Raw genomic sequence first — 23,356 nt, forward strand, 5'->3', positions numbered from 1 at the left:
CCGGCCAGAAGCACGAATGGTGTGAACCTTAGGTTTCCGGAAGACGACGTGGCAAGCGATTGCCAAATGTTGCCAATATCGCGTAGAACGGCCGCATCATGACTACGCCCAAGCGCACGACCGTCTACGACGTCGCCCGAGAAGCCGGAGTCGCCGCGTCGACGGTCTCCCGGGCTTTCAGCAACCCCCGCCGCGTCAACGCGGCCACACGCCGGCACGTGCTGGAGGTCGCCGACCGCCTGGGGTACCATCCCAACCCGCTGGCCACCGCGTTGCAGTCCGGACACACGGCCACGGTCGCGATGCTCGTGCCCGACATCGCCAACCCGCACTTCTTCGGCCCCATCCGCGGGGCCGAGCGCCGCGCGACGGCCGCCGACATCACCTTCATGCTCGGGTTCACCGAGGAGTCCGCAGATACCGAGCGCGACAAGATCGAGCGCCTGGCCCGCTCGGTGGACGGATTCGTGCTGGCCTCCAGCCGCATGCCCGACGGCACCACCGCCGAGCTCGCCCGCGACCACAACCTCGTCCTCATCGACCGCCAGGTCGACGGGCTCCCCAGCGTCGTCGTCGACAACGCCGCCGGCAGCAGGCAGATCGTGGACCACCTCGCATCACTGGGCCACCGCTCGCTGGTCTACCTGTCCGGGCCGCACACCTCCTGGCTGGCGGGCGAGCGCTGGCGCGCCCTGAGCGCGGGCGCCGAGGAGCGGGGCATGGCCGCGACCCGCTTGGGCCCCTTCCCTCCGCAGGTGGCGGGCGGCGGCGCGGCCGCCGACGCGGCACTGGTCTCGGGCGCCACCGCCGTCGTCGCCCACAACGACCTGCTGGCGATCGGCATCCTGCGGCGGCTGGCCGAACGCGGCGTGGCCGTACCTGAACGGATCAGCGTGGCCGGCTACGACGACATCTTCGGCGCCGACTTCTGCGTCCCCGCCCTGACGACGCTGGCCGGCCCCCAGGAGGAAGCCGGCCGCGCCGCTGTGGAGAACCTGCTGACCAAGGGTTCGGCCCGCCCCTCCGAGGCCGCGCCACGACGGGTAGTCCTGCCCTCCCACCTGGTCATCCGCGACTCCACGGGCCCGGCACCGGGGTGAGCGCCGCCGCACACCCCATCAGCGGCGTATGCGGGAGCGCCGGCCGGATCGCGCGCCCCTCCACCCTGCGCCGTCTCGACCCTCACGGGATAGTAGAGTCGGCTCCGCCGAGGCGGCGGTGCCGCTTCCATACCACTCCACCGCCGCCTCCCGCCGCGGCGGCCCGGGCGGTCCGCACTCCGGACACCCGGTCGCCGCGGCCCGCGCCCACCGGCCCGAAGCCGCCGCGGCGACCGCTAATCTCGACGACGAGTGAGTCCGGCTCGCCGTTTCTCACGTGAGGGTAGGGTCAAGGCAGGAGGTGCGTCGATGGGCGCCGGACACATGCAGATCGGCGAGATCGCCCAACGCACGGGCCTGTCGCTGCGGACCATCCGCTACTACGGCGAGATCGGGCTCGTCGAGCCCTCGGCCCGCTCCCGCGGCGGGTTCCGGCTCTACACCGAGGCCGATCTCGACCGGCTGCTGCTGATCAAGCGGATGAAACCCCTCGACTTCAGCCTGGAGGACACGCGCGACCTGCTGCAGATCCTGGACCGGCTGGCCGAGCCCGGCGTGGACGAGGACCGGCGGGCCGAGCTGGCCCACCGGCTCGACGAGTTCGAGCGGGCCGCCGAACAGCGCTGCCGCGACCTGCGCGATCAGCTCGCGATGGCCGAGGAGTTCGCCCAGCGGCTGACAGACCAGCGCAAAACGCACCTCGAAGCGACCGGCGATCAGGTGAGGAAACAGCAGCAGCGGTGAGTACGACGGCCGAAGAGACCCACAGCAAGCCCGCCCGCGAGGTCGCGGACGAGGCAGCCCGGCGGCGCACCTTCGCGGTGATCTCCCACCCCGACGCGGGCAAGTCCACACTGACCGAGGCGCTGGCGCTGCACGCCGCCGCCATCACCTCGGCCGGCGCCGTGCACGGCAAGGGCGACCGCCGCGGCGTGACCTCCGACTGGATGGACATGGAGCAGGCCCGCGGCATCTCCATCACGTCCGCGGCGCTGCGCATCGACTACGGCGACACCGTGCTCAACCTGCTCGACACACCCGGCCACGCCGACTTCTCCGAGGACACCTACCGGGTGCTGTCGGCGGTGGACTGCGCGATCATGCTGCTGGACTCGGCCAAGGGCCTGGAACCCCAGACCCTGAAACTGTTCGACGTCTGCCGCGCCCGCAACATGCCGGTCATCACCTTCGTCAACAAGTGGGACCGGCCCGGCCGCGAACCGCTGGAGCTACTGGACGAGATCGAGCAGCGCATCGGGCTGCGGCCTACCCCGCTGAACTGGCCGGTGGGTATCGCCGGCGACTTCCGCGGCCTCATCGACCGCGCCGACGGCTCCTACACCAAGCTCACCCGCACCCCCGGCGGCGCCACCCGCGCCGTCGAGGAGCGGCTGACCCCGGAGCAGGCCGCCGAGACCGAAGGCGAGACCTGGGTCCAGGCCACCGAGGAGATGGAACTGCTCGGCGAGATCGGCGCGCACATCGACGAAGAGTCGTTCATGGCCGGTCAGTCCTCGCCGGTGCTGTTCGGCGCCGCGCTGCCCAACTTCGGTATCTCCCAGCTGCTGGACACCCTGGTGAAGCTGGCTCCGCCGCCCCCTGCGCCGGTCGACGCCCGGGGCGAGCGCCGGCCGATCGACGCGCCGTTCTCCGGCCAGGTGTTCAAGATGCAGGCCAACATGGACAAGGCCCACCGCGACCGCATGGCGTTCGTGCGCATCGCCTCGGGCCGGTTCGAGCGCGGCATGGTGCTGACCCACGCCAGGACCGGAAAGCCCTTCGCCACCAAGTACACCCAGGCGGTGTTCGGCAGCGAGCGCTCCACCGTCGAAACGGCCTACCCCGGCGACGTGATCGCGCTGGTCAACGCCGCCGCGCTGAGTGTCGGCGACACCCTCTACGCCAGCCCCAAGGTCGAGTTCGCCCCGATCCCGAGCTTCGCTCCGGAACACTTCGCCGTGTGCCGCGCCAAGGACTCGGGCCGCTACAAGCAGTTCCAGCGCGGCATGGCCCAGCTGGACGCCGAGGGCGTGGTGCAGGTACTGACCTCCGACGTCCGCGGCGAGCAGGCACCGGTGCTGGCGGCCGTGGGTCCGCTGCAGTTCGACGTGGTCGCCCACCGCATGGCCGAGGAGTTCAACGCCACCGTCGAGCTCGCGCACCTGGACTACACGCTGGCGCGGCGCACCGACGCCGCCTCGGCTCCGGCCGCCCACGCGCTGTCGGGGGCGGAGGTCCTCAAGCGCCGGGCCGACGGCGAGCTGCTGGTGCTGGTGCACAACAAGTACCGGCTGCGGGTCATCGTGCGGGACAATCCCGGCCTCGTGCTGGAGCCGCTGCTGGCCGGGGGCGCCGACGACGACGCCTGATCCGGGAGGTACCCGGCCCCCGGGGGCCCCGCGAACCCCGCTGACCGGGTACGCAACACGAATCCGTGGATTCAGCGTTTTCGGGATTCAAAATTCCCTGTATCGTTGAGGCATGCTGAGCATCGCCACGGACATCGACGCACTGTCCCGGTTCGGACGCGCCCTCGCCGACCCCATCCGCTGCCGGATCCTCCTGCTGCTGCGCGAGGCACCCGCCCACCCGGCCGACCTCGCCGACTCCCTCGACATCAGCCGCACCCGGCTGTCCAACCACCTGGCCTGCCTGCGCGACTGCGGGCTGGTCGTAGCCGTACCGGTCGGGCGGCGAGTGCGCTACGAACTCGCCGACTCCCGCCTCGGCCACGCGGTGGACGACCTGCGTTCGGCGGTACTGGCGGTGGAGACCGACAAGACCTGCCTGGACTCCGACGAAGAAGAGTGCTGCTGATGGCCTCCCCCGCCACCGGCCGCCCCGACCGCAGGGCCGTACTGACGCGGCGCATCCGGCTGCTCGTGGCCGCCACCATCGCCTACAACGTCGTCGAGGCCGTCGTCGCCATCACCGCCGGCACCCTCGCCTCCTCCACGGCGCTGATCGGCTTCGGCCTGGACTCGGTCATCGAGGTCTCCTCGGCCGCCGCGGTGGCCTGGCAGTTCTCCGCCCGCGACGCCGCCGTGCGCCAGGACCGCGAACGCCGCGCGCTGCGGATCATCGCCGTATCGTTCTTCGCGCTCGCCGCCTACGTCTCCGTCGACGCGGTGCGGTCCCTGCTCGGCGCCGGCGAAGCCGACCCCTCGATTCCGGGCATCGTGCTCGCGGCCCTGTCGGTCCTCATCATGCCGTTCCTGTCGCTGACCCAGCGCCGCACGGGCCGCGAACTCTCCTCGGCTTCGGCGGTAGCCGACTCCAAGCAGACCCTGCTGTGCACCTACCTCTCCGCGGCCCTGCTCGCCGGACTGCTCGCCAACGCCCTGCTCGGCTGGGCCTGGGCGGACCCGCTGGTCGCCCTGCTCATCGCCGCGGTCGCCGTCAAGGAAGGCCGCGAGGCCTGGAAGGGCGACGCCTGCTGCGCCCCGGGCGGTATCGCCGCCGCCGTCGGCGCCGACCCGGACACCGACGGGGACACCTGCGGCTGCGGCCCCGGCTGCTCCTGCTGCGGCGGAGACTGATCCCGCCCAGCCCTCCGACCGGGCCCCGCCGAGCTCCCGGCGGGGCCCGGGGCCGGTAGCGGGGCCGGGAACCGGCTCACCGGTTGTCGAGCCTGCTGGACAGCCTCCGTGTGCCGGACTGCGGCAGAATCGGAGGCGTCCGGCCGCACCGCGCCGGCGTTCAGAAGGACGGAGTATGAGCATGGAGCGGTTGCTCGGCAGCGGGCGGGCCTCGGTCTACCTGCTGGCGGCCTTCCCGACCGGGATGGCGGCGCTGGTGGCGCTGCCGCTGCTGGTAGTGGCCACCGTCCTCGTCCCGCTGGGCGCCGGAGCCTTTGTGCTGCTTCCCCTGCTGACCGCGGCGCACCGGTGGGGGGACTGGGAACGCCGCCAGGCGCTGAAGAGGATCGGCGGCCCTATCCCGCCCCCGGTCCGGCGGCCTCCTGCGCGGCTGCGCGAGCTGGTCGGCGATCCGGCGACGCAGCGCGCGCTGCGCGGCCTGCTCGTCCACGCCCTACTGGGACCTGTCGCCGGGATCATCGGCGTGATAGCGCTGGCGGGAACCCCCGCCGCGCTCGTGGAAGCGGCTCTGTGGTGGGCTTTCCCGACCCCGCCGGTGCTCCTCGTCGGGATCGAGGTCGGCGGATGGGCTGCCGCGATCGCCGGCGGCCTGGCCGAGGCCGCCGTATACGCGGCGCTGTTCCTGTGGGGCGCCCCCGTCCTCGCCACCGGCTACGCCCGGCTGCTGGACCGGGCGCTGTCGCCCTCGGACTCCGAGATCGAGGCCGCGCACCTCACCGAACGCGTCGAAGAGCTGTCCCACACCCGCGCCGAAGCGCTGAAGGCCCACGGGGACGAACTGCGCCGCATCGAACGCGACCTGCACGACGGCACCCAGGCGCGGCTGGTCGACCTGGCCATGCGCGCGGGCGTCGCCGAGCAGCTGCTGGCCAGCGACCCCGATCGGGCGGCCGAACTGCTCGGCCAGGTCCGCGGCCGCGCCGAAGAGACGATGACGGAGCTGCGCGACGTCATCCGCACCGTGTACCCGCCCGTCCTCGCCGACCGGGGCCTCGACGGCGCCGTATGGGCGCTGGGGGCACGCTCCGGCGTACCCGCGCACGTCGACATCGGCGAACTGGGCGAGGTGCCCGCCTCGGTGCAGGCCGCCGCCTACTTCACCGTCGCCGAGGCGCTGACCAACGCCGCCAAGCACGCGCAGGCGTCCTCGGTCACGGTACGCGTCGACCGCACCGGCCCCATGCTGCTGGTGGAGGTCTCCGACGACGGCGCCGGCGGCGCGGAGGCCGCCGGCGCCGCACCGGGATCCGCTCCGGCTCCCGCCGGGGGAACCGGTCTCAGCGGTATCCGCCGCCGTGTGGCCGCGCTGGACGGAACGATGTCGGTGACCAGCCCTGCGGGCGGCCCGACCCTCATCGCTGTGGAGCTGCCGTGCGAGTCGTGATCGTCGAGGACAACACCATCCTCGCCGAAGGAGTGAAACTCCTGCTGGAAACCGGGGGCCACCAGGTCGCGGCGCTCCTCGGCGACGCCGAAGGGCTGCTCGGCGCCGTCGACGAGCACGCGCCCGACGTGGTGATCGCCGACGTGCGCCTGCCGCCCGCGTACCGGGAGGAAGGGCTGCGCGCGGCGATCGACGCGCGCCGCGCACGCCCCGGGCTGCCGGTGCTCGTGTTCTCCCAGTACGTCGAGGAGGTCTACGCCTCCGAGCTGTTCGCCGACGGGGCGCGCGGCGTGGGCTACCTGCTCAAGGACCGGGTGGCGCGGGTGGAGGAGTTCCTGGACGCGCTGACCCGGGTCGCGGCGGGCGGGACGGCGATGGACCCCGAGGTGGTCGGACAACTGCTGACCCGCCGGGAGCGCCCGCTGTCCCGGCTCACCCCGCGTGAGCGGGACGTGCTGGCGCTGATGGCCGAAGGCCGCGACAACACCGAGATCGCCGAGCGGCTCACGGTGACCGAAGGGGCGGTGCACAAGCACATCGGCCGGATCTTCACCAAGCTCGACCTCGCCGAAGGCGACACCGGCCACCGCCGGGTGCGGGCGGTACTGGCCTACCTCGGCACCTGACCACGGGCCCGGCCGCCCTGCGCCGATCGCCGATCGTGCACAGGCCGCCGGGCTCGGCGCCGCAGCCGGCCGCGCACCTCACTCTTCACCCCTCACCCCTCGCGCCTCGTCCTTCGCGCCGCTCCGCGGCCGCCACCAGGCGGCGAGCCGGCGGCTCCACGCTCAGCCAGGCGACGACGGCGACCGTCGCCGCCGCGGCGGGCAGCAGCCACGCCGGACCTCCGGGCCACGGCCTGCCGAGGTAACCGATGCCCACCAGAGCCGGCGGGACCGCCACCGCGGCGGTTCCCGCCGCGACTGGAACACGAAGCCGCCCCGCACACGCCGGAACCGGATGAGTGCCGGCTCCTTCAACGCCCCGATGTCGGTTCCGCCGATCTCCACGGTTCCCGACGTCGGGCGATCCAGCCCGCAGGCGCAGTTGAGCATGGTCGACTTCCCCGGACCCGAAGGGCCCATGACCGCGAGGAACGCGCCCCGCGGCACGCGCAGGGACGCCCCGGACAGCGCGTCCACGGGCCCCTGCCGCCGGCGAAGCTGCGGTGCACGCCGTCGAGGACGAGGGCGTCGCCGGCGGCGGCTTTCCGGTCCGGGGCCGGATCGGGGGCCGCGCCGGTCACCGGAGCGTCGTGCGGTAGTGCACGATCGCGGCGGCCAGAAAGGCCAGAGCGGCGGCGCCGAAGGCGGCGTCGACCAGCACGTGCGTCGCCACCAGTGAGCCGACGGCGTTCGCCGCCAGGCAGAGGGCGAACAGGGTCCACAGGGCGACCTGCGCCATCCGGGCGGGGTTCGCGGGGCTCCGCTGCCGCCCGGACGCGGCGGCGGAACCGGTGCCGGGGCCGTATGCGGCGTCAGGGGTGGAATCGGGGTGGATGCGGTACGGATCATCGGACACGGGATGCTCCTGGGGCACGTCGGACGGATCGCGGCGCTGGGCCGCCGGCACGGCGACCGAACCGCGCGGACGCCGCGGCGGCGGCACGAAGAACGCTACGGAGCCGGCGCCGCCGCGCTCGATCCCCTCCGCACGCCGAGCCGGTGTCCAGCTGGCTGTACACCGGCGGCGCGGCGAGCGGGTCCGTTCCGGATCCGGGCAGGGGTCGCCGGCGGGCAGCGCGTACCGGGAGGGTCCGTTCCGCCGCCGCCACCGTGCCCGCCGAACCCTTCAGCGGGGCTTTCCAACCGTGGGGACCGCGGAGACCGCGGAAGCCCGCGCCCCCGGGATGGCGCGGCGCCCCTCAGCGGACGGTCGCGGTGTCCTCGGCGTCTTCGGCGTCCTCGTCGGCGGCGCGGTCCGCGGCGTCGGAACCGCCGCCGCCCAGGCGGAGGTGTTCGACGTGGTACAGGGCGTGGTCCAGCAGGGCGGCGACGTGGTCGTCGTGCAGGGCGTAGACCACCGAGCGGCCCTCGCGCGTCCCCACGACCAGACCGAGGTTGCGCAGCAGGCGCAGCTGATGGGAGCAGGCCGACTGCTCCATACCGACCTCGGCGGCCAGGGCGGTGGCCGGAAGCGGGCCTTCGCGCAGGCGGGCGAGGATCAGCAGCCGCGACGGGGTCGCCAGCGCCTGGAGTGTGGTGGCCACCTGGTCGGCCTCGGCCGCCTCCAACCGGGTGCGGAGGGCGTCCTCGGCGGGGGTGGTGACTCGGTGACCCATGCGGACAGTCTACCCACAGGACGAATGAACACTTGAATTGATGTTCATGTGTTCCTGTAAGGTGGAGATCGCCGGTCGCCGCCGCTCGCTGGAAGGAACCCGACGTGACCGCTGTGCTCTCCCCGCCGGTATCCGACACCGGCCGGGCTTCCGGTCGGATCGCCCGCATGCTCGCGCTGCCCGAGGTGCGCTGGGCCGCCGCCGCGCTCGTCCTGTTCGCCGCGGCGCTGCCGCTGGAGCTGCTGGAGGCGCCCGCCTGGCTCTGGGGGCCGCTGTACGCGCTCACCTACGTCGCCGGCGGCTGGGAGCCCGCGCTGGAAGGGCTGCGCGCACTGCGCGAGAAACGCCTGGACGTCGACCTGCTCATGGTCGCCGCCGCACTGGGCGCCGCCGGGATCGGGCAGGTGTTGGACGGGGCGCTGCTCATCGTCATCTTCGCGACCTCGGGCGCGCTGGAGGCCGTAGCCACCGCCCGCACCGCCGACTCCGTGCGCGGCCTGCTCGACCTCACCCCCCACCGGGCCAGCCGGGTCGCCGCAGACGGCTCCGAGGAGACCGTTCCGGCGGCCGACCTGCGGCCCGGCGACATGATCGTGGTGCGTCCGGGCGAGCGCGTAGGCGGCGACGGCCACGTGGTCGAGGGCGCCGGGGAGGTCGACCAGGCCTCCATCACCGGCGAGCCGCTGCCCAAGGCCAAGCAGGCCGGCGACGACGTCTTCGCCGGCACCGTCAACGGCACCGGGGTGCTGCGTGTGGCCGTCGAGCGCGACCCCGGCGACTCGGTGATCGCGCGCATCGTGGCCATGGTGGAGGAGGCCGCCCGCACCAAGGCCGGCACGCAGCTGTTCATCGAGAAGGTCGAACAGCGCTACTCGGTGGGCATGGTCGCCGCCACGCTCACCCTGTTCGCCGTCCCGCTGCTGTGGGGCGCCGCGCTGGAGCCCACGCTGCTGCGGGCCATGACCTTCATGATCGTCGCGTCGCCGTGCGCGCTGGTGCTGGCGACCATGCCGCCGATGCTCGCGGCGATCGCCAACTCCGGCCGCCACGGAGTACTGATCAAGTCCGCCCGCGCCCTGGAGCGGCTGGCCCGGTGCGACCGGGTCGCGCTCGACAAGACCGGGACCCTGACCGAGGGCGCGCCACGCCTGGCCGACGTCCGTCCACTGCCGGGCTCCGGGCTGCGGGACGACGATCTCCTCGCCGTGGCGGCCGCCGCCGAGCACGCCAGTGAGCACCCCTTGGCCTCGGCTGTCGTCGACGCCGCCCGCGCCCGCGGTCTCGCGCTCCCGCCCGCCGCCGACTTCACCTCGGCGCCCGGGCTGGGCGTGGCCGCCACGGTCGACGGCCGCCGCGTCGAGGCGGGATCGCCCGCGCGCCTGCTCGGCGACGATCCGGACGCGGCGGAGGCCGCGGCCGAGGCCGAGCGGCTGGAGGAACGGGGCCGTACCGCCGTACTGGTGGTGGTCGACGGCGCCCCGGCGGGCGTTCTGGGGATCGCCGACCGGCTGCGCCCCGAAGCCGCCGCGGCCGTCGCCCGGCTCGGTGCGCTGACCGGCGCGCCGCCGATACTGCTCACCGGCGACAACCCGCGCGCGGCCGAGCACACGGCGGCCGAGGCCGGCATCACCGACGTCCGAGCCGGGCTCCTCCCCGAGGACAAGGTCGCCGCAGTCCGAGCGGCCGAGGAGAACGGGCACCGGGTGCTGATGGTGGGCGACGGCGTGAACGACGCCCCGGCGCTGGCCGCGGCCACCTCCGGCACGGCCATGGGCGGCGCCGGTTCCGATCTCGCGCTGGAGAGCGCCGACACCGTCGTGGTCCGCGACGACCTGGGCGCCGTTCCCGCCGCCGTGCTCCTGGCGCGCCGCGCCCGCACGCTCGTCGTGCAGAACCTGGTGATCGCGTCGGTGTTCATCGCCGGGCTGGTGGCCTGGGACCTGTTCGGCACGCTGCCGCTGCCGCTGGCCGTCGCCGGCCACGAGGGCTCGACGGTCCTGGTCGCCCTCAACGGCCTGCGCCTGCTGAGCGGTCGGGCCTGGCGCCGCGCGGCACGCGCCTGACGCGCTCGGCGAGCCCCGTCGGGGTGGTTCCGGAGTCCCGCGGGGACGCCGCGGTCACCGTCCCCGGCCGCCGAACGGCCGGGGAGCTCGGCTCCAGGATCAGCGGTCGGGGTCGGGATCACCGGCGGAGCGCTCGTGGGCCGGTTCGACCGCGGCCGTCCTGGCGGCCAGCTCGACGCGCAGCGAGCGGACCTCCTCCATCAGATCGGCCATCTGCTTCTGGGTGGCCGCGGCGCTCTCCTGGCCCTCGTTGAATTTTTCGACGAACCACGAGGCCAGCGTCGCGGTCACCACACCCAGTAGGGCGATACCGGCGGTGAACAGCACCCCGGCGACCAGCCGGCCCTCCGCCGTTACCGGGTACAAGTCGCCGTATCCGACCGTCGTCACCGTCGTGGCCGCCCACCACAGGGCGTCGGGGAACGCATGGATGACGGCGCCGGGCTCCCCTCGTTCGGCGTCGAGCACGGCCACCGCCGCACAGAACACGATCAGCACGGCCGCTGCCACCGAGTACCGGGACACGCTCGCGCGCATCGTCATCGTGGCCCGCTTGTTGAGCAGCCCCAGCACCACGATCACCTGCACGAGCCGCAGGGTGCGCAGCGCCGGAATCAGCAGTACCAGCAGGTCGAACCAGTTGCGGCGGACGAAGGACCAGCGGTAGGGCGCCAACCACAGCCGGACCACGTAATCGAGGCAGAACAGCGCCCACACCACGACCAGCGCGGCCGAACACACGCTCTCCCACACGGCGGGCAGGTCGGAATCGATGATCGGCCAGGAGTAGGCCGCCAGGAAGACGGCGGCGGCCGCCACCATGGGCATGACCGTCCGGTTTCGCCACTCTTGGAGGCGCGCATCGTTGCGGCGAATCTTCGCCTCGGTCATCTCTCGCCCTCCTGCCGCGTACCGACACGGCGGCGGGGCCCGCCCCGCCGCGCCGCGACCGTCGCCCGATCGCCGGCGATAACGCTAGCAAGGGCGGTGCCGGCGGCCGGCCGGGCGGGCCCCGTACGCTACTTCACCGACCCCGCCGACAGTCCCGACACCAGGTGGCGCTGGACCAGCATGAACGCGACGATCACCGGCAGCGAGATCGTCAGCGACGCCGCCAGCAACTCGTTCCACAGCGTGTCGACCTGGCTCGTGTAGAGCTTGAGACCGATGGAGAGGGTGCGTGTCTCGGTGTCGGTCAGCACCGACGCGAACAGCACCTCGCCCCAGGCGGTGATGAAGGCGAACACGCCGACAGCGAGGATCCCGGGGCGGGCCACCGGCAGGATGACCCGCACCAGGGCGCCGATGCGGCTGGTTCCGTCGATCATCGCCGCTTCCTCCAGGCCTTGGGGGATGGCGCTGATGTAGCCCGACAGCATCCAGATCGAGAACGGCAGGGCGAAGGTCAGGTACGTGATGATCAGCCCCGTGTAGGAGCCGGTCAGTTGGATCCCGAGGATCTCCTCGCCCTTGACGAACATCAGGAACAGCGGCAGCAGGAAGAGGATGCCCGGGAACATCTGCGTCGAGAGCACCGTCATGCTGAACACCCGCTTGCCGCGGAACCGCAGCCGCGCCAGCGGGTACGCCGCCAGGATCGAGATGATCAGCGCCAGCACCGTCGCCGTGATGGTCACGATCAGGCTGTTGGTCAGATAGCGGGCCAGCGGGATCGTCGACCACATGTCCACGTACGGCTGGAACGTGATGCGGTCGGGAACCCAGGTGAACAGTCCCCGGACGTTCTCCAGCGGCTTCACCGACGTCACCACCAGCACATACAGCGGCAGGACGGTGAAGACGGTGAGGAACGTAAGGACGATCCGGCGGAACCAGCGGAAACCGGGTGTCTCAGTCATTGCTATTTCCCTTGGGCAGGACCATCCGGACGTAGACCGCCGAGGCGATGACCAGCGCTGCCAGTAGCAGGACGCTCATCGCGGCCCCCAGCCCGAAGTTCCAATTGACGAAGGAGTGCTCGTAGATCAGCGGCGAGATCAGCCGTGCGCTGTCCGGCGAGACGTCGCCGAAGAGCAAGAAGGGGACGTTGAACTCGTTGAATGTCCACAGCCCCATGACCAGCAAGACCACGGCGTTGGACGAGCGCACCATCGGCATCGTGATGCCGGTGAACCGCTTCCAGGTCGACGCCCCGTCGATCGCCGCCGCCTCGTAGAGTTCACCGGGGATGCTCTGCAGGGCGGCCAGCAGCATGAGGAAGGCGAACGGCCACAGCCGCCAGATCGACACGATGACCAGAACCCAGAACGCGTTGTCGCCGATGAGCCAGAACGGACCTTGGTCCAACAGGCCGAGGTCCTCCACCAGCAGCCGGTTGATCATGCCGTCGCGCTGGTTGAACATGAACGCCCAGACGATGGCGGCGACGTAAACCGGCAGGGCGTAGGGCACCAGGAACAGTGTCCGCAGCGCTCCGCGCCCGCGGAACCGGGTGTTCAGCGCAACCGCCGCCGCCATGCCCAGTGCCCAGGAGATCCCGACCACCAGGGCCGTGTACACGATCGTGCGGAACAGGCTCTGGAACAGCTCACTGCCGAGCGCGCCGCTGGGGTCGAGGCCCCGGACGAAGTTCTCCAGCCCCACGAACGGCGCCGACGTCCAGTTCCGGATGGTCAGCTGCGTCAGTGAGGTGAATGCGATGTAGATCCCCAGAATCATGGGGATGATGTGGATCAGCAGCTCCATCGCCGCCGCCGGCAGGACCATGCCGTAGGGCAGGAAGTCCGGTCGGCGCCGCCGCCGCTTGCGGGTACCGCCGCCGTGGGATTCGGCCGCCGGGGCCTCCTCCTCGGCGCGGGGCCGCGGTTCTTCGGTGTCGTCAGTGGTCGACATCAAGGGCCTCCATCGAACGGCCGCCCCGCCGCGGAGGGACGGGGCGGCCGGTTGGACGAACCGCCTGCTACCGGATCTAGTCGGCGGCGTTCATCTGGGTCTCGGCTTCCTCCATGGCCGCGCGGATATCGTCCTCGGTGATCTCGCTGCCGGTCGCCGCGTCGGCGAAGAGCCCGGCGATCGACTCGCCGAGGACCGTCTCCATCTGCCCCTCCTCGGGGATCAGCGGCATCGGGGCGGCGTGGTCGGTGAGGATGGTGCGGAAGGTGTCCATGGACTCGCTCTGCAGTTCCTCGTTCTCGTAGGCCTCGGTGGCCACGGGCAGCGTTTGGAACTCCTGCGACAGGTACACCTGCTCCTCGGAGCTGGTCAGGTGATCGACCAGCTGCAGCGCGCCCTCCTTGTCGTCGGTCTCGTTGAAGACGCTGATGTTGATGCCCGCGGCGTGGCTCTGGATCGGCTGGCCGGGCAGCGGATCCATGACGGGGATCTGGGCGACCTCGTAGTCGTCGAAGTCGCGGGAGGCCAGGGTCGTGCGGGCGCTGCCCTGCGCCATCATCATGGCCGCCCGCTCGTCGGCGAAGTCGGCGATGGACTGGGTGCCGTCGCTGAACTCGGCGTTGCTGGGGTTGACGATTCCCTGCTCGGTCATCATGTCGAGCCGCATCTTCACCGCGTCGACCACCTCCTGGGAGGAGAAGTTCGGGCCGTCGGCCCAGAGTTCCCCGCCCTGCTGCAGGCCCAGAACGTGGGCGAAGTGGGAGTTCTGCCGCTCGCTACCGGCCTCCATCGTGAAGCCGTACTGGTCGGGCTCGCCGTCGCCGTCGGTGTCCTCGGTCAGCTCCTCGGCGGTCTCGGTGAACTCCTCCCAGGTCGAGGGCGGCTCCTCGATGCCCGCCTCCTCGAACATGGTCGGGTTGTAGAACAGCGCGTAGGACAGACCGTAGAGGGGAACCGACGTCGGCGGCTCTCCTTCGGCACCGCCGGTGGCGAAGCTGGTCTCCACGAAGCGGCCCTCGCCGCCTGCGGCCTCCAGATCCTCGCCCTCGTAGGGCACGAAGGCTCCGGTCTCCTGCAGGCTGGCCGCCCAGGTGTTGCCGATGTTGAGCACGTCGGGACCGTCACCGCTGCTGACCGCGGTGAGGATGCGGTTGTACAGCTCACCCCAGGGGATGACTTCGAGCTCGACTTCCACGCCGGTCTCTTCGGTGAAGCGATCGAGCGAGGGCTGGAGCACCTCCTTGTCCTCCTCGACGCTCGCCCCCTGGTTGCTGGCCCAGTAGGTCAGCGTCCGGTCGCCGGACTCTTCGTCGCCGGTGCCGCCGCAGGCGGAAAGGGCGGCGACCATGCCGAGCGCGGTCGAGGCGGACAGTACTGCTTTGGCGGGGATCTTCACGACCATCTCCGTTCCTCGTCGTGGCCATGCCGGCCCGCTGTCGTGCCGGTGGGCGGCACAGCGGTCCGGGGCGACACAGGGGCCGCCGAGGTTCCTGTTCAGTCGGTGCAGGGTCCGGGGCGACGGGCTGCGCATCCCCAGAGTGAACCACGCCACTGAAGTAAACCGGTTTACCTCATGAGTGTAGGAGAGGTCACCTACCAAACAGGAGAGGAGGTTACCGAGACGTTACCCAGCAGAACTTCGCAACCGCAATTCCCCGGTCATCCGGGTCACCGCAGGCGGCTCCTGGCCCTTGAGCATGTCGAGCAGGATACGGGCGGCTGAACTACCCAGCTCGCGGTGCCTGCTGCGGACGGTGGTCAGCGGCGGCGAAGCGAACGAAGCCAGGGTGATGTCGTCGAAGCCGGCCACGGCCACGTCACCGGGAATGGCCAACCCCGCCTCGCCCAGCACGGAATAACCGCCGATGGCCATGAGGTCGCTGCCGTAGAACACCGCCGTAGGACGCTCTCCGCGATCCAAGAGGCGCTCGGTCGCCTGCGCACCGCCCTCGATGGTGTAGCCGCCGTACTCCACCGGCCCCGGCTCCAGCCCGAAGTCGTGCAGCGCCTCCTCCCAGTGGCGGCGGCGCTGCAGGGCGTGCAGCATGCCGGGATCGCCCTGGACGTGGGCGACACGGCGGTGGCCGGTGTCGGCGAACCGGTGCACCAGCGACCGGATCGCCTCCCGGGAGTCGTTGCTGATCGTGGGAAAATCCGAGGAGCCCTCGGGGGCACCGACGACCACGGCCGGCGCTCCCATGCGGTGCAGCATCGCCGGGCGCTCGTCGTCCACACGCAGGTCGGTGACCAGGAAACCGTCGACGAACCGGTCCTCGAACAGCCGCTCGTAGGTGGTCGCCTCGGTCTGAGCGTCGGGCACGAACCGGATGACGGTGGCGTGCTCCTCGCCGGAAAGCACCGACTCGATACCCGACAGGAACGACGCGAAGAACGCATCGAAATCCAGGATCTCCGGCGAACGGCGCACGACCAGGCCGATCGTGCCCAGCGCCTTCCCGTTGAGGGCACGTGCGGCATAGCTCGGGCTCCACCCCAGTTCCACCGCAGCCTGCCGGATGCGCTCGCGCGTGCCGGAGCTGACACCGGTCCCGCTGTTCAGCGCCCGCGACACCGCGCCCTTGGTCACGCCTGCGCGTTGGGCGACGTCACTGATCGTGGGGCGCTTGCGGCCCGGAGTGGGTGCGGTCATGGGCAATGATGGTAGTCCGCCTCCCGATTTCCGGCAGGGCCAACCCGACCGCGGCCGGAGAACGCCGACGCCACGGCCCACATGTACGGCGAGGCGCGCGAAGCGGCAGGATCCACCGGGATCGGCGCGGCGCACCGCGCGGATCGTCGGTGCCGCCATGCAGAATCGCAGTGCAGCCCACCTCGTACACGCCCGGATCGGCCTCCACCACGATCGCCGCGGCAACGACGACGATGAGCGGACAGACCGCCGTCCGAGGTGCTTCGGCCGCGCCGACGGCCTCCACCGTGAAGGCGCGGCGGCCACTGCCCCGGCAGACGGTGATGCGTCCACCGGTGCCGGCACCGGTACCGGCAGCGGACGCCACCGCAACGGAAGGAACCGCACATGCGACCGTCGACTCCCGAAACGAACGGATCCGAGCCCCGGATCGTCTCGGTCCAGCCCTCCACCACCGCCGTCATCCGAGGCACGGTCGAACAGGCCGACCTGCCGACCTTCTTCGACCGCTCGTTCGGCGCCCTCGTCCCGGCCGTCAGCGGCCAGGGCGCGAACATCACCGGGCCCGCGTTCGGCCTTTACCACGGCGGCTTCGGCGACCCCGTCGACATCGAGGTCGGCTTCCCCGTCGACCGCCCGATCGACCCGGAGGGCGACGCCGTACCGAGCACCCTGCCCGCGGGGCGCGTCGCCAGGATGACCCACGCGGGCGCATTCGACGGACTGCCCGCATCGTGGGGCCGCCTGTGCACGTGGGTCGACGAACAGGGCCTGACCCCGGCGACGTTCTACTGGGAGGTCTACGTGACCGAACCCTCCCCCGACATGAACCCCGACGACCTGCGCGTTGAGCTCAACGTTCCGGTGGAGGGGTGAGGGCGGAGCGTCCTACGCCGGACCGGCGACGGCCGTATACGGTTCCGTGAGGTCCCGGTCTCCCGTGGACAGGGAAACGCCGTCCGTCTCCGTCGCGGTCGCGGTCTGCGGAGGCCAGGGCTCGGCGGAGGCTTCGAGCCCCCTCTTGACGGCTCCTTCGTCGAGTTCGAGAGCCTCTGCGAGGACGTGGAGCGCGAGGAGCGGGGGGACGGCGTTGCCGATCTGCTGCGCGATGTCGCTCCCTCGCCAGGGGTAATCCGCCGGGAACGTCTGCAACTGTCCCGCTTCGGCGAACGTGAAGCGTCTGGGGAACCCGCCGCCCGTCGGCTCGACCAGATTACGGAAGATCTTCCCGGTGACGGTCGAGGCCGGCTCGTCCGACCTGCGTCGTCCACGGGCTTTGGGGTCTCCGCCCGTCCCGTAGTTGGAGACCACCTCGAACGGGCGACGGATACCGAGCGCCTTGCCCATGGGGACCCACTCCTCGCGCAGGCCGAAAGGATCCTCGCCCGAGACCCCTTTTCGGTATCGCGTGTGCGTCGGTTCGGGCATGGAGGCGGTCTTCCCGTCACGACGAGCGATCAGGACCGCACGCCGACGGGTCTGCGGCACCCCGTACTCTTCCGCACGCAGGATGCCGGTGACCACGGAATACCCTCGGATGGAGAGGTGCTCTGCCATCTCCTCCCAGACCGGGAGCGCTTGAGGAACCTGTTCGAGGACGATCGCCTGATAGGGATCGCCCTCGTCATACGCTGCGAACGACCACCGCAAAGGCTCGAGAACCAGAGCCGTTCGTTCGTCGTCCAGCTTCGCCAGCTCCGTACGGACGTCCTCGCCGGCGGCCATCCGCCGAGCGAATCGGCGGACCTCCTCCAGGGCTCGACGCCCCTCACCACTGCCGGCGACGGTGTAGGTCTGACACGGCGGCCCGCCGGCCAGCACAGTGGCGTCCGGGAACCGTTTCGGGTCGAAGGAGCGTACGTCGCCTTGTTCGGTGCGGAGACGGGCCTCCTGCCGGGTAGCGCAGGCGTTCGGGTCCGCCTCGATTCCGACCGTCGACAGACCGAGCCAGTGCGCCGCCACATCGATTCCGCCCGGACCGGCGAAGAGATCGACGATTTCGACGGGGGGGTTCACTGATCTCTCCTGGCTGCTCGGGGAAGCGGTTGGCGGTCGGGGCGGTGCTGCGACGGTCGCCTGCGCTTCCTCGGACTCCGTTGACGGACACACGGTGTCGCTCCCGCCCCGGGTGACGCGGCGAGGACGGTAGTCCAGAAGATCATATACTCGCGGTTCGTCGCCGAATCCAGCGACCGCGGCTCAATGTACACCGAAGATCCGACCCCTGCCCACGCCACTCCACAGGCGGCGAGACGCACCCGCTCGCCGGTGGCGGTCACTCGTCGCCGGAAGCTTCGATGATCCCCGTGTAACGCTCGTATACGCGGACGGCGACGTCCTGGGGGTCCTCGTGCTCCCACGCGCGCAGTACCGTCCATCCGGCGTCCTCGAGGAGGCGGTCCGTCTGACGGTCCCGATCGCGGTTCTTCTCGACTTTCGAGGCCCAGTATTCGGCGTTGGTCTTGGCACGGGTGTGGTGCTCCGGGCATCCGTGCCAGAAGCATCCGTCGAGGAACACGGCCAGTCGCGCGCGTGTGAAGACGAGGTCGGCCGTACGCCGCACCGAAGGGACGGGACGGTAGGCGACCCGGTAGCGCAGGCCCATGGCGTGAACCGCACGTCGAAGCGCGAGTTCGGGCTTGGTGTCCCGGCCCTTGTTCGACCGCATGCTGCGTCGAGTGCCGGCACTCGACGCCCAGGACCGTTCCCCGGCCTGCGATTCGGCGTGGTCGCTCATCCGCTCCTGAACCCCATGCACGTATCGACCGCTTCGGATGCGGAGGCCCCGGCCCGCAGTCGCGTCGGCGGTATCCGCTGCTCGGACGGCGGCGCCTCGCGCCGGATATCCGGCAAGCTACCACTCCGCTTCCCTCGCGCCGCTACACGCACGGAGCTCGAAGGCGGGCAGCGGCCTCGGCATCACGAGGGAACGTTCGACTCCTCCGGAGTCCGACCGCGCACGGAGGCCTCGGCGTAGAGCTCGTCCACGAGCGGCAGCAAGACCTCGACCGCGTCCTCCGCGACCCGACCGTCGTCGGGTCCCTTCGGGAGGGAACCGTAGGGAAGGTAGATCTCGTCCGCCTCGTCCGTCCAATCCCGGTAGGCGCCGGTGTCGCGCGGGGAGTCCGGCGCCAACGCCTCGTACACCAGGGTGCTGCCCGCGGCGTTCACCGCCCTCGACAGGGCGTTGATCTCGCGTGTCTGCGCCAGCGAGCGCCGCTCGGCGAATCGGATCAACGCCTGGGCCATGGTCCGGTGGTGCACGAGGTCGAGCCGGAGGATGTTGTGGAAGAATTCCTGGTTCGTGCACGCCTTCGCCACCGACCGGTAATCGTCGCCGTTGCGGAAGACCTCCGCCGCCCACCACAGGCGTGCGAAGGCCTGCGTGTGGTTGGGGCCGCGGAAACGGTCGCGGTTCACCGGCTTCGGCGCGCCGTCGGCGGTCGTGGCGCCCCATCGCCAACGGACGTAATCGGGGGCGACGAGCAGCGCGACGAAGTTCCACAGCTCGGTATCGGCGGCTTCGCTGCGGAGCAGGCGCAGCGACGCGTGCAACCGGGGAGCCAACCACGCGTCGGACTCCGTGGGGCTGGCGGCGAAACGGTCCATGGCCGTCTGTACGACCTCGCGCACGGGGCCCGCCCGCAGGTCTCGGGAGGATCCGGGCGCGCGGCACGCCGCCGCGAGCGCCTTCTGGGGCGGGGCCTGCGCACCGAGCAGGACCTCCTCGGTCAGATGCCCGACCGCCTCCCGGTCCGGAAGTCGACCGATGTGTTCGGGCACCGCGCCGGTCACTGTCCCTCCTTGCGGCTCGCTGCACGGATGAAGTCGCCGAGGCGACGGGGGAGTCTGGCTTTCCGGCCCGCCGCATACTGAACCCGCGCCTGCAGGTCTCCGCTGCCGCCGGCGAACCGGGCACGCGCCACCGTCTCGGCCAACGCGTCCTCGGGCGACATCTCGGGGAACACCTGCGGGAGCATCCGGCTCAGAACGTCCTCCGGCCATCCGCTCGGCCATTCCGGCCGCTCCCCGTGCATCGGCACGGTGTCCACCGCCGCGTCGAACAGCGCGGTCCAGCTCTCGACGGCGATCTCGGCGGCGAGCGCAGCGCGGGTGGCCTTGTCACGGCCGTGGAGCGTCTCCCGGAGGCCTTCGAACCCGCTGTTGAGGTAGACGACCGGCGCGTCGCCGCTGGTGTCGAGCGTCCACGGCGCTTCCCGATACCGGTACAGGTAAGAGTCCTCGTCGGCTCCGAAGTCGACCCAGCAGGTGGTGACGGCCTCCTTGCGTGTGGGATCGGGCGTCTTCAGGTCGATCGTCCAGAACGGCGCGGCCGTCGCGATGGCCCGACCGCGGATCCCTCCGACGGTCGCGACGATCTGCCCGCTCAACCGGACCCGCCCCGTGTGGTCGGCACGCGCCAGCTCGGCCGTGCCGCGGAAGACGCCTTCTCCCGTCGGGGACAGAGGGGTGACGGTCCGTGTCCGGGTCGCCCGTTCCTCGAGTACGGCTACGGCTTGCACGTCGCTCCACCGGTCGTCGCCGTGCAGTTGGGGCGCCTCCAACCGGATCGTGAACGACGCGCGCCGCCAGTCGCCGAACTCGGTCCGTTCGAGCGCCACCGAACGGTCGTCCTCGGATATCGCCCGTCGGGAGAGTGCGACGCCGTCGATGGCGGCATTCTCGACGGCGAGCGACACCGTCCCGGGAAGTCGGGGGTAGGGGACCAGCGTCGTCGTCACACCGCCTCCTTGGCGCGCCGCAGCTCCACCTCGACCTCCGCCATGGCGGCGGCGACCGGGTGGCTCGTCACATCGGTCTCGCCTTCGAACCGCGCGGTCCGGGAACCGGGCTCGAACACCAGGCGCCCGTCCTCGGCGACCTCGCAGCCGCTCTCCGGCGTGAGACCGGCCCAGTCCGCCACCGCGTGCGGTCCCGAACGGGTCACGAACTTCAGCACGGGTACGCCGTGCCAGGGGTCCTCGCGGGCGGGCAGCTTCACCGTGACCCGCACGCGCCAGGCGCCGTCGGGGAGGATCTCGCCGTCCAGCGCATCCACGGTGGGATACTTCGGGCTCTGCGGCTTCTTTGGCCGGGTCAGGTCGAGCACGTCCCGCAGTTCGGCCGGCCCTTCGTCACGCGTGTCGGGAGCGGGCCGGTGCAGGATGCGGCGGATCTCCGCGGTCATGGCGCGGCCGAACTCCTCGATCCTGGAGATCGCGCCCCGCGCATAGGTGGAGACGAGGTCGTCGGTCTTGCGCCAGTCGTCATGGTCGGGCGGTTCGGCCGTGCGCAGGAACCGTTCGGCCGCCGCGGTGGCGTCGTCCGGCTCGCGGACCGCTCCCCCCGCGAGCAGGACCGCCTGGAACCGAGGTGCGCCCATCGGCACGTCGGTGACCTTCCGGTCCGCGACCACCATGCGACTGCCGCGCATGGTCACCAGCCGGTTGGTCTTCTCTTCGCGCTCGTCGGCCTCCGTCAGAAGCAGCACGGCCCGGTGTTCCGTCTGCGCGCCTCCGCCCTCCTTAAGCGGGGGGACGCGGAGCGGCACGGTGCTTTGCACCACCGACTGCGAATCGGTCGGTTCGGACACGGTCCCGCCGTCGTAGTAAACGCGCAGCGCCCGTGCGCGCGAAGGCTCGGCCAGGTAGGGGTCGACGGGCTCTTCCGGAACCACCGCTTCGCCGTCGCGGAACGCCGCGACCGAGGCCTCCAGCGTGGGTCGGCCGCCGCCCGGCGCGATCATGGCCGCCCAGAAGTTGCGACCGACGGCCTCCGCCAACCTGTTCCGCATCTCCTCGAGATCGCCAGCCTCTCCGACGGATTCTTGCACACCCACGACCAGGAACGATGTTCCGGGAGCGCTGCTCGATCGGGTCAGAAAGAGATCCTCCGTGATCACCGGATCCGCCCACCAGGAACGCGCCGCGTCGCGTGCGGCGTCCGGAACGCCCAACCACGCCGGTCCGGCCCACTCGCCTTCCGCGGTGCGATGCCAGGGCAGGTCGAGTCGGCCGACGAGTCGGCGTTCGCTGCGTCCTCCGTGGGGTTCCGACAACGTGCTGTTGATCAACACGGTACCGAGGCGACTGGCCGCCCACAGCGTCGCCTTGCCCAATCCGTACGTGCCACCGGCCGAGCCGGTCTTACGGCTGTCCAGCTGGCGACGTACGACGGCGGCGAAGCGTCCGTCTTCGTACTCGTCGCCCGTAAGCCCCGACGCGTTGTAGTCGTCGATACGCAGCAGCACCAAGCGCTCCTTGTGGCGGAGCTCGGCCAGACCGTCCCCCAACACGCGCCCGACCTTCTGCCCTGAAGCCGCGGCCGCATCGAGGTGAGGTTCGATCGACTCCCAACGCAGGGCTTCGAGGAACCGCTCAAGACGCCGCCCGGAGATCTCGTTCAGCTCGTACCGGACCCGGACCGGTTCATCCGCCACATAACGTTCGTCGAGACTGTTCTGCGTGGCCTCACGCGCCAACACCGCCAGATCCGACTCGAAGGCGAACGCTGCGGCGTTGCCCAGCTCGCGTCCTCCGTCGGCGTGGGCGGGGCGGTGATACCAGGTCAAGTCCGACGAACGATCGGCGGCGTCGACTTGAAGCGCATCCGGCCCGGGTTCGAGTCCCAGAAAGATCTGGATCGCCTGCAGTTTGTCGATGCGAGGTTGGACTCTGCCCGAGATCCACGAGGAAACGGCAGCCCTGGTCACACCGAGTTCGGCCGCCAGATCGGCTTGGGTCGTTCCTCTGCGACTCAGCTGGCGCCCCAGCCACTCGCCGAACTCCATGGCGTCGGCCATCACATACTCCCGTGCACGTCAGAGCCGATATGTTGACACATTTTCCACTGTCAAACTCCGATTGCCCTCGAAGCCTACATGCAGCGCGCCACCACGGTTACCGCTGCGATATCGTCGCCGCCCACACGAGGGAATACTGCATACCGGATCGGCAAACACACTCAACGTGTCCGATTGTTCACCGGAGTAATCGGAACACGCTTGTGATAAGGGTTTTCCCATTCGACTGACACGGCAGTGGCGACCGTGCTAGGTTGTGCGAACTCCGAATCGGGCGGAACAGATCTCCGCCCGTATAGGCCAACGTGTGTCTACGCACGCACTCGTGCGTAGGCCCGTCGTCGCATCCCCCCGCTTTCCATTCGTTTCGACGGGATACGATCCTCCGGCGCGCAAGCATTCGTCACACCGTCCGCGAACGGGCGCGCCGCCGCATGCTCGCTGTGTCCGCCCTTCCGAACCGCCTGCCCCACGGGCGCTCCGGACCGGTGCGCCCGTCCGAACGCCCGAGCCGTCACCGGGAACGCACCGAAAAACAAGAGTTGAAAGCACCTCGCCTCACCCCGGCCCCGCTCAGCCGGACAGTCGTTTTCTCTATTCCCACCCCCGCTAGAGAGTCCAGTC

At 70.9% G+C, this 23,356-nt stretch carries 23 protein-coding genes and 1 pseudogene; 9 read left to right on the forward strand and 15 right to left on the reverse strand.

Translation table 11 applies throughout. The features are described 5' to 3' along the window. Nucleotides 1-98 precede the first annotated feature (98 nt). From HNR25_RS09745 to HNR25_RS09775, 7 genes are all read left to right on the forward strand, one after another. Nucleotides 99-1,100 carry a LacI family DNA-binding transcriptional regulator gene (locus HNR25_RS09745; RefSeq protein ID WP_184634330.1) on the forward strand — a complete coding sequence of 334 codons (1,002 nt, stop codon included), beginning with the start codon at nt 99-101 and terminating at the stop codon, nt 1,098-1,100. 309 nt (nt 1,101-1,409) lie between these two features. Continuing rightward, a complete protein-coding gene (locus HNR25_RS09750; protein WP_246463551.1) occupies nt 1,410-1,844 on the forward strand; it encodes a MerR family transcriptional regulator in 435 nt (144 codons plus the stop codon). Then, entirely contained in the window at nt 1,841-3,469 is a 1,629-nt protein-coding gene (locus tag HNR25_RS09755; RefSeq protein ID WP_184634331.1) for a peptide chain release factor 3, read from the forward strand. The genes HNR25_RS09750 and HNR25_RS09755 overlap by 4 nt, the downstream gene beginning before the upstream one ends. A 112-nt stretch (nt 3,470-3,581) precedes the next feature. After that, complete coding sequence (locus HNR25_RS09760; protein ID WP_184634332.1) at nt 3,582-3,917, forward strand: ArsR/SmtB family transcription factor; 336 nt, start codon at nt 3,582-3,584, stop codon at nt 3,915-3,917. Next, a complete protein-coding gene (locus HNR25_RS09765) occupies nt 3,917-4,639 on the forward strand; it encodes a cation efflux transmembrane domain-containing protein (protein ID WP_184634333.1) in 723 nt (240 codons plus the stop codon). The genes HNR25_RS09760 and HNR25_RS09765 overlap by 1 nt, the downstream gene beginning before the upstream one ends. A gap of 175 nt (nt 4,640-4,814) precedes the next feature. Further along, the gene (locus tag HNR25_RS09770; protein ID WP_221457486.1) at nt 4,815-6,083 is read left to right on the forward strand and encodes a sensor histidine kinase; all 1,269 of its coding nucleotides are present in this window, start codon (nt 4,815-4,817) and stop codon (nt 6,081-6,083) included. Then, nucleotides 6,071-6,709, forward strand: coding sequence for a LuxR C-terminal-related transcriptional regulator (locus tag HNR25_RS09775; RefSeq protein ID WP_184634334.1), 639 nt, complete (start codon nt 6,071-6,073; stop codon nt 6,707-6,709). The genes HNR25_RS09770 and HNR25_RS09775 overlap by 13 nt, the downstream gene beginning before the upstream one ends. 85 nt (nt 6,710-6,794) lie before the next feature. On the opposite strand, the gene HNR25_RS25835 is transcribed toward HNR25_RS09775, so the two are convergent. The 4 genes and pseudogenes from HNR25_RS25835 to HNR25_RS09785 all read right to left on the reverse strand — a co-directional run bounded on the left by HNR25_RS25835 (nt 6,795) and on the right by HNR25_RS09785 (nt 8,364). Then, nucleotides 6,795-6,986: a hypothetical protein gene (locus HNR25_RS25835; protein WP_246464738.1), complete on the reverse strand. Its 192-nt coding sequence runs from the start codon at nt 6,984-6,986 to the stop codon at nt 6,795-6,797. A gap of 59 nt (nt 6,987-7,045) precedes the next feature. After that, nucleotides 7,046-7,168 (reverse strand): annotated as a pseudogene (locus HNR25_RS26815) (ATP-binding cassette domain-containing protein); the annotation flags it as partial. 157 nt (nt 7,169-7,325) lie between these two features. After that, nucleotides 7,326-7,604, reverse strand: a complete 279-nt coding sequence (locus HNR25_RS25845) for a hypothetical protein (RefSeq protein ID WP_246463552.1) — start codon at nt 7,602-7,604, stop codon at nt 7,326-7,328. A gap of 343 nt (nt 7,605-7,947) precedes the next feature. Then, a complete protein-coding gene (locus tag HNR25_RS09785) occupies nt 7,948-8,364 on the reverse strand; it encodes an ArsR/SmtB family transcription factor (RefSeq protein WP_184634336.1) in 417 nt (138 codons plus the stop codon). A gap of 104 nt (nt 8,365-8,468) precedes the next feature. Between HNR25_RS09785 and HNR25_RS09790 the strand changes: the two genes are divergently transcribed. Beyond that, nucleotides 8,469-10,427 (forward strand): heavy metal translocating P-type ATPase, encoded by a 1,959-nt coding sequence (locus tag HNR25_RS09790; protein ID WP_312862446.1) that lies wholly within the window; start codon nt 8,469-8,471, stop codon nt 10,425-10,427. A gap of 99 nt (nt 10,428-10,526) precedes the next feature. Here HNR25_RS09790 and HNR25_RS09795 read toward each other — a convergent pair whose 3' ends face one another. The 6 genes from HNR25_RS09795 to HNR25_RS09820 all read right to left on the reverse strand — a co-directional run bounded on the left by HNR25_RS09795 (nt 10,527) and on the right by HNR25_RS09820 (nt 16,297). Then, a complete protein-coding gene (locus HNR25_RS09795) occupies nt 10,527-11,318 on the reverse strand; it encodes a potassium channel family protein (RefSeq protein WP_184634337.1) in 792 nt (263 codons plus the stop codon). 128 nt (nt 11,319-11,446) lie between these two features. Continuing rightward, on the reverse strand, nt 11,447-12,286 hold the full coding sequence (locus HNR25_RS09800) for a carbohydrate ABC transporter permease (RefSeq protein ID WP_184634338.1): 840 nt from the start codon (nt 12,284-12,286) through the stop codon (nt 11,447-11,449). Beyond that, on the reverse strand, nt 12,279-13,280 hold the full coding sequence (locus tag HNR25_RS09805; protein WP_184634339.1) for a carbohydrate ABC transporter permease: 1,002 nt from the start codon (nt 13,278-13,280) through the stop codon (nt 12,279-12,281). Before HNR25_RS09805 ends, HNR25_RS09800 begins: the two co-directional genes overlap by 8 nt. A gap of 76 nt (nt 13,281-13,356) precedes the next feature. Continuing rightward, nucleotides 13,357-14,682: an ABC transporter substrate-binding protein gene (locus tag HNR25_RS09810; RefSeq protein ID WP_221457487.1), complete on the reverse strand. Its 1,326-nt coding sequence runs from the start codon at nt 14,680-14,682 to the stop codon at nt 13,357-13,359. 222 nt (nt 14,683-14,904) lie between these two features. Continuing rightward, nucleotides 14,905-15,930 (reverse strand): LacI family DNA-binding transcriptional regulator, encoded by a 1,026-nt coding sequence (locus HNR25_RS09815; protein ID WP_184634340.1) that lies wholly within the window; start codon nt 15,928-15,930, stop codon nt 14,905-14,907. Further along, nucleotides 15,887-16,297, reverse strand: a complete 411-nt coding sequence (locus HNR25_RS09820; protein WP_184634341.1) for a hypothetical protein — start codon at nt 16,295-16,297, stop codon at nt 15,887-15,889. Before HNR25_RS09820 ends, HNR25_RS09815 begins: the two co-directional genes overlap by 44 nt. 20 nt (nt 16,298-16,317) lie before the next feature. On the opposite strand from HNR25_RS09820, the gene HNR25_RS09825 reads away from it, so the two are divergent. Continuing rightward, nucleotides 16,318-16,806: a GyrI-like domain-containing protein gene (locus HNR25_RS09825; RefSeq protein WP_184634342.1), complete on the forward strand. Its 489-nt coding sequence runs from the start codon at nt 16,318-16,320 to the stop codon at nt 16,804-16,806. Between the two features lie 12 nt (nt 16,807-16,818). On the opposite strand, the gene HNR25_RS09830 is transcribed toward HNR25_RS09825, so the two are convergent. From HNR25_RS09830 to HNR25_RS09850, 5 genes are all read right to left on the reverse strand, one after another. After that, complete coding sequence (locus tag HNR25_RS09830; RefSeq protein WP_184634343.1) at nt 16,819-17,946, reverse strand: DNA cytosine methyltransferase; 1,128 nt, start codon at nt 17,944-17,946, stop codon at nt 16,819-16,821. Between the two features lie 259 nt (nt 17,947-18,205). Continuing rightward, the gene (locus HNR25_RS09835) at nt 18,206-18,667 is read right to left on the reverse strand and encodes a very short patch repair endonuclease (RefSeq protein WP_184634344.1); all 462 of its coding nucleotides are present in this window, start codon (nt 18,665-18,667) and stop codon (nt 18,206-18,208) included. Between the two features lie 182 nt (nt 18,668-18,849). Then, on the reverse strand, nt 18,850-19,725 hold the full coding sequence (locus tag HNR25_RS09840; RefSeq protein ID WP_184634346.1) for a DUF6339 family protein: 876 nt from the start codon (nt 19,723-19,725) through the stop codon (nt 18,850-18,852). Next, nucleotides 19,722-20,672, reverse strand: a complete 951-nt coding sequence (locus HNR25_RS25850; RefSeq protein ID WP_184634347.1) for a hypothetical protein — start codon at nt 20,670-20,672, stop codon at nt 19,722-19,724. Before HNR25_RS25850 ends, HNR25_RS09840 begins: the two co-directional genes overlap by 4 nt. Then, nucleotides 20,669-22,732: a helix-turn-helix domain-containing protein gene (locus tag HNR25_RS09850; protein ID WP_221457488.1), complete on the reverse strand. Its 2,064-nt coding sequence runs from the start codon at nt 22,730-22,732 to the stop codon at nt 20,669-20,671. The genes HNR25_RS25850 and HNR25_RS09850 overlap by 4 nt, the downstream gene beginning before the upstream one ends. Nucleotides 22,733-23,356: the final 624 nt, after the last annotated feature.

The organism is Streptomonospora salina, from assembly GCF_014204715.1.
Taxonomy (GTDB): Bacteria; Actinomycetota; Actinomycetes; order Streptosporangiales; family Streptosporangiaceae; genus Streptomonospora; species Streptomonospora salina.

Bases quoted from the DNA above. Each gene is read 5' to 3' on its own strand.
- HNR25_RS09745 (WP_184634330.1), top strand. From the start codon at position 99: ATGACTACGCCCAAGCGCACGACCGTCTACGACGTCGCCCGAGAAGCC.
- HNR25_RS09750 (WP_246463551.1), top strand. From the start codon at position 1,410: ATGGGCGCCGGACACATGCAGATCGGCGAGATCGCCCAACGCACGGGC.
- HNR25_RS09760 (WP_184634332.1), top strand. From the start codon at position 3,582: ATGCTGAGCATCGCCACGGACATCGACGCACTGTCCCGGTTCGGACGC.
- HNR25_RS09765 (WP_184634333.1), top strand. From the start codon at position 3,917: ATGGCCTCCCCCGCCACCGGCCGCCCCGACCGCAGGGCCGTACTGACG.
- HNR25_RS09770 (WP_221457486.1), top strand. From the start codon at position 4,815: ATGAGCATGGAGCGGTTGCTCGGCAGCGGGCGGGCCTCGGTCTACCTG.
- HNR25_RS09785 (WP_184634336.1), bottom strand. From the start codon at position 8,364: ATGGGTCACCGAGTCACCACCCCCGCCGAGGACGCCCTCCGCACCCGG.
- HNR25_RS09795 (WP_184634337.1), bottom strand. From the start codon at position 11,318: ATGACCGAGGCGAAGATTCGCCGCAACGATGCGCGCCTCCAAGAGTGG.
- HNR25_RS09800 (WP_184634338.1), bottom strand. From the start codon at position 12,286: ATGACTGAGACACCCGGTTTCCGCTGGTTCCGCCGGATCGTCCTTACG.
- HNR25_RS09805 (WP_184634339.1), bottom strand. From the start codon at position 13,280: ATGTCGACCACTGACGACACCGAAGAACCGCGGCCCCGCGCCGAGGAG.
- HNR25_RS09810 (WP_221457487.1), bottom strand. From the start codon at position 14,682: ATGGTCGTGAAGATCCCCGCCAAAGCAGTACTGTCCGCCTCGACCGCG.
- HNR25_RS09815 (WP_184634340.1), bottom strand. From the start codon at position 15,930: ATGACCGCACCCACTCCGGGCCGCAAGCGCCCCACGATCAGTGACGTC.
- HNR25_RS09825 (WP_184634342.1), top strand. From the start codon at position 16,318: ATGCGACCGTCGACTCCCGAAACGAACGGATCCGAGCCCCGGATCGTC.
- HNR25_RS09835 (WP_184634344.1), bottom strand. From the start codon at position 18,667: ATGAGCGACCACGCCGAATCGCAGGCCGGGGAACGGTCCTGGGCGTCG.
- HNR25_RS09850 (WP_221457488.1), bottom strand. From the start codon at position 22,732: ATGGCCGACGCCATGGAGTTCGGCGAGTGGCTGGGGCGCCAGCTGAGT.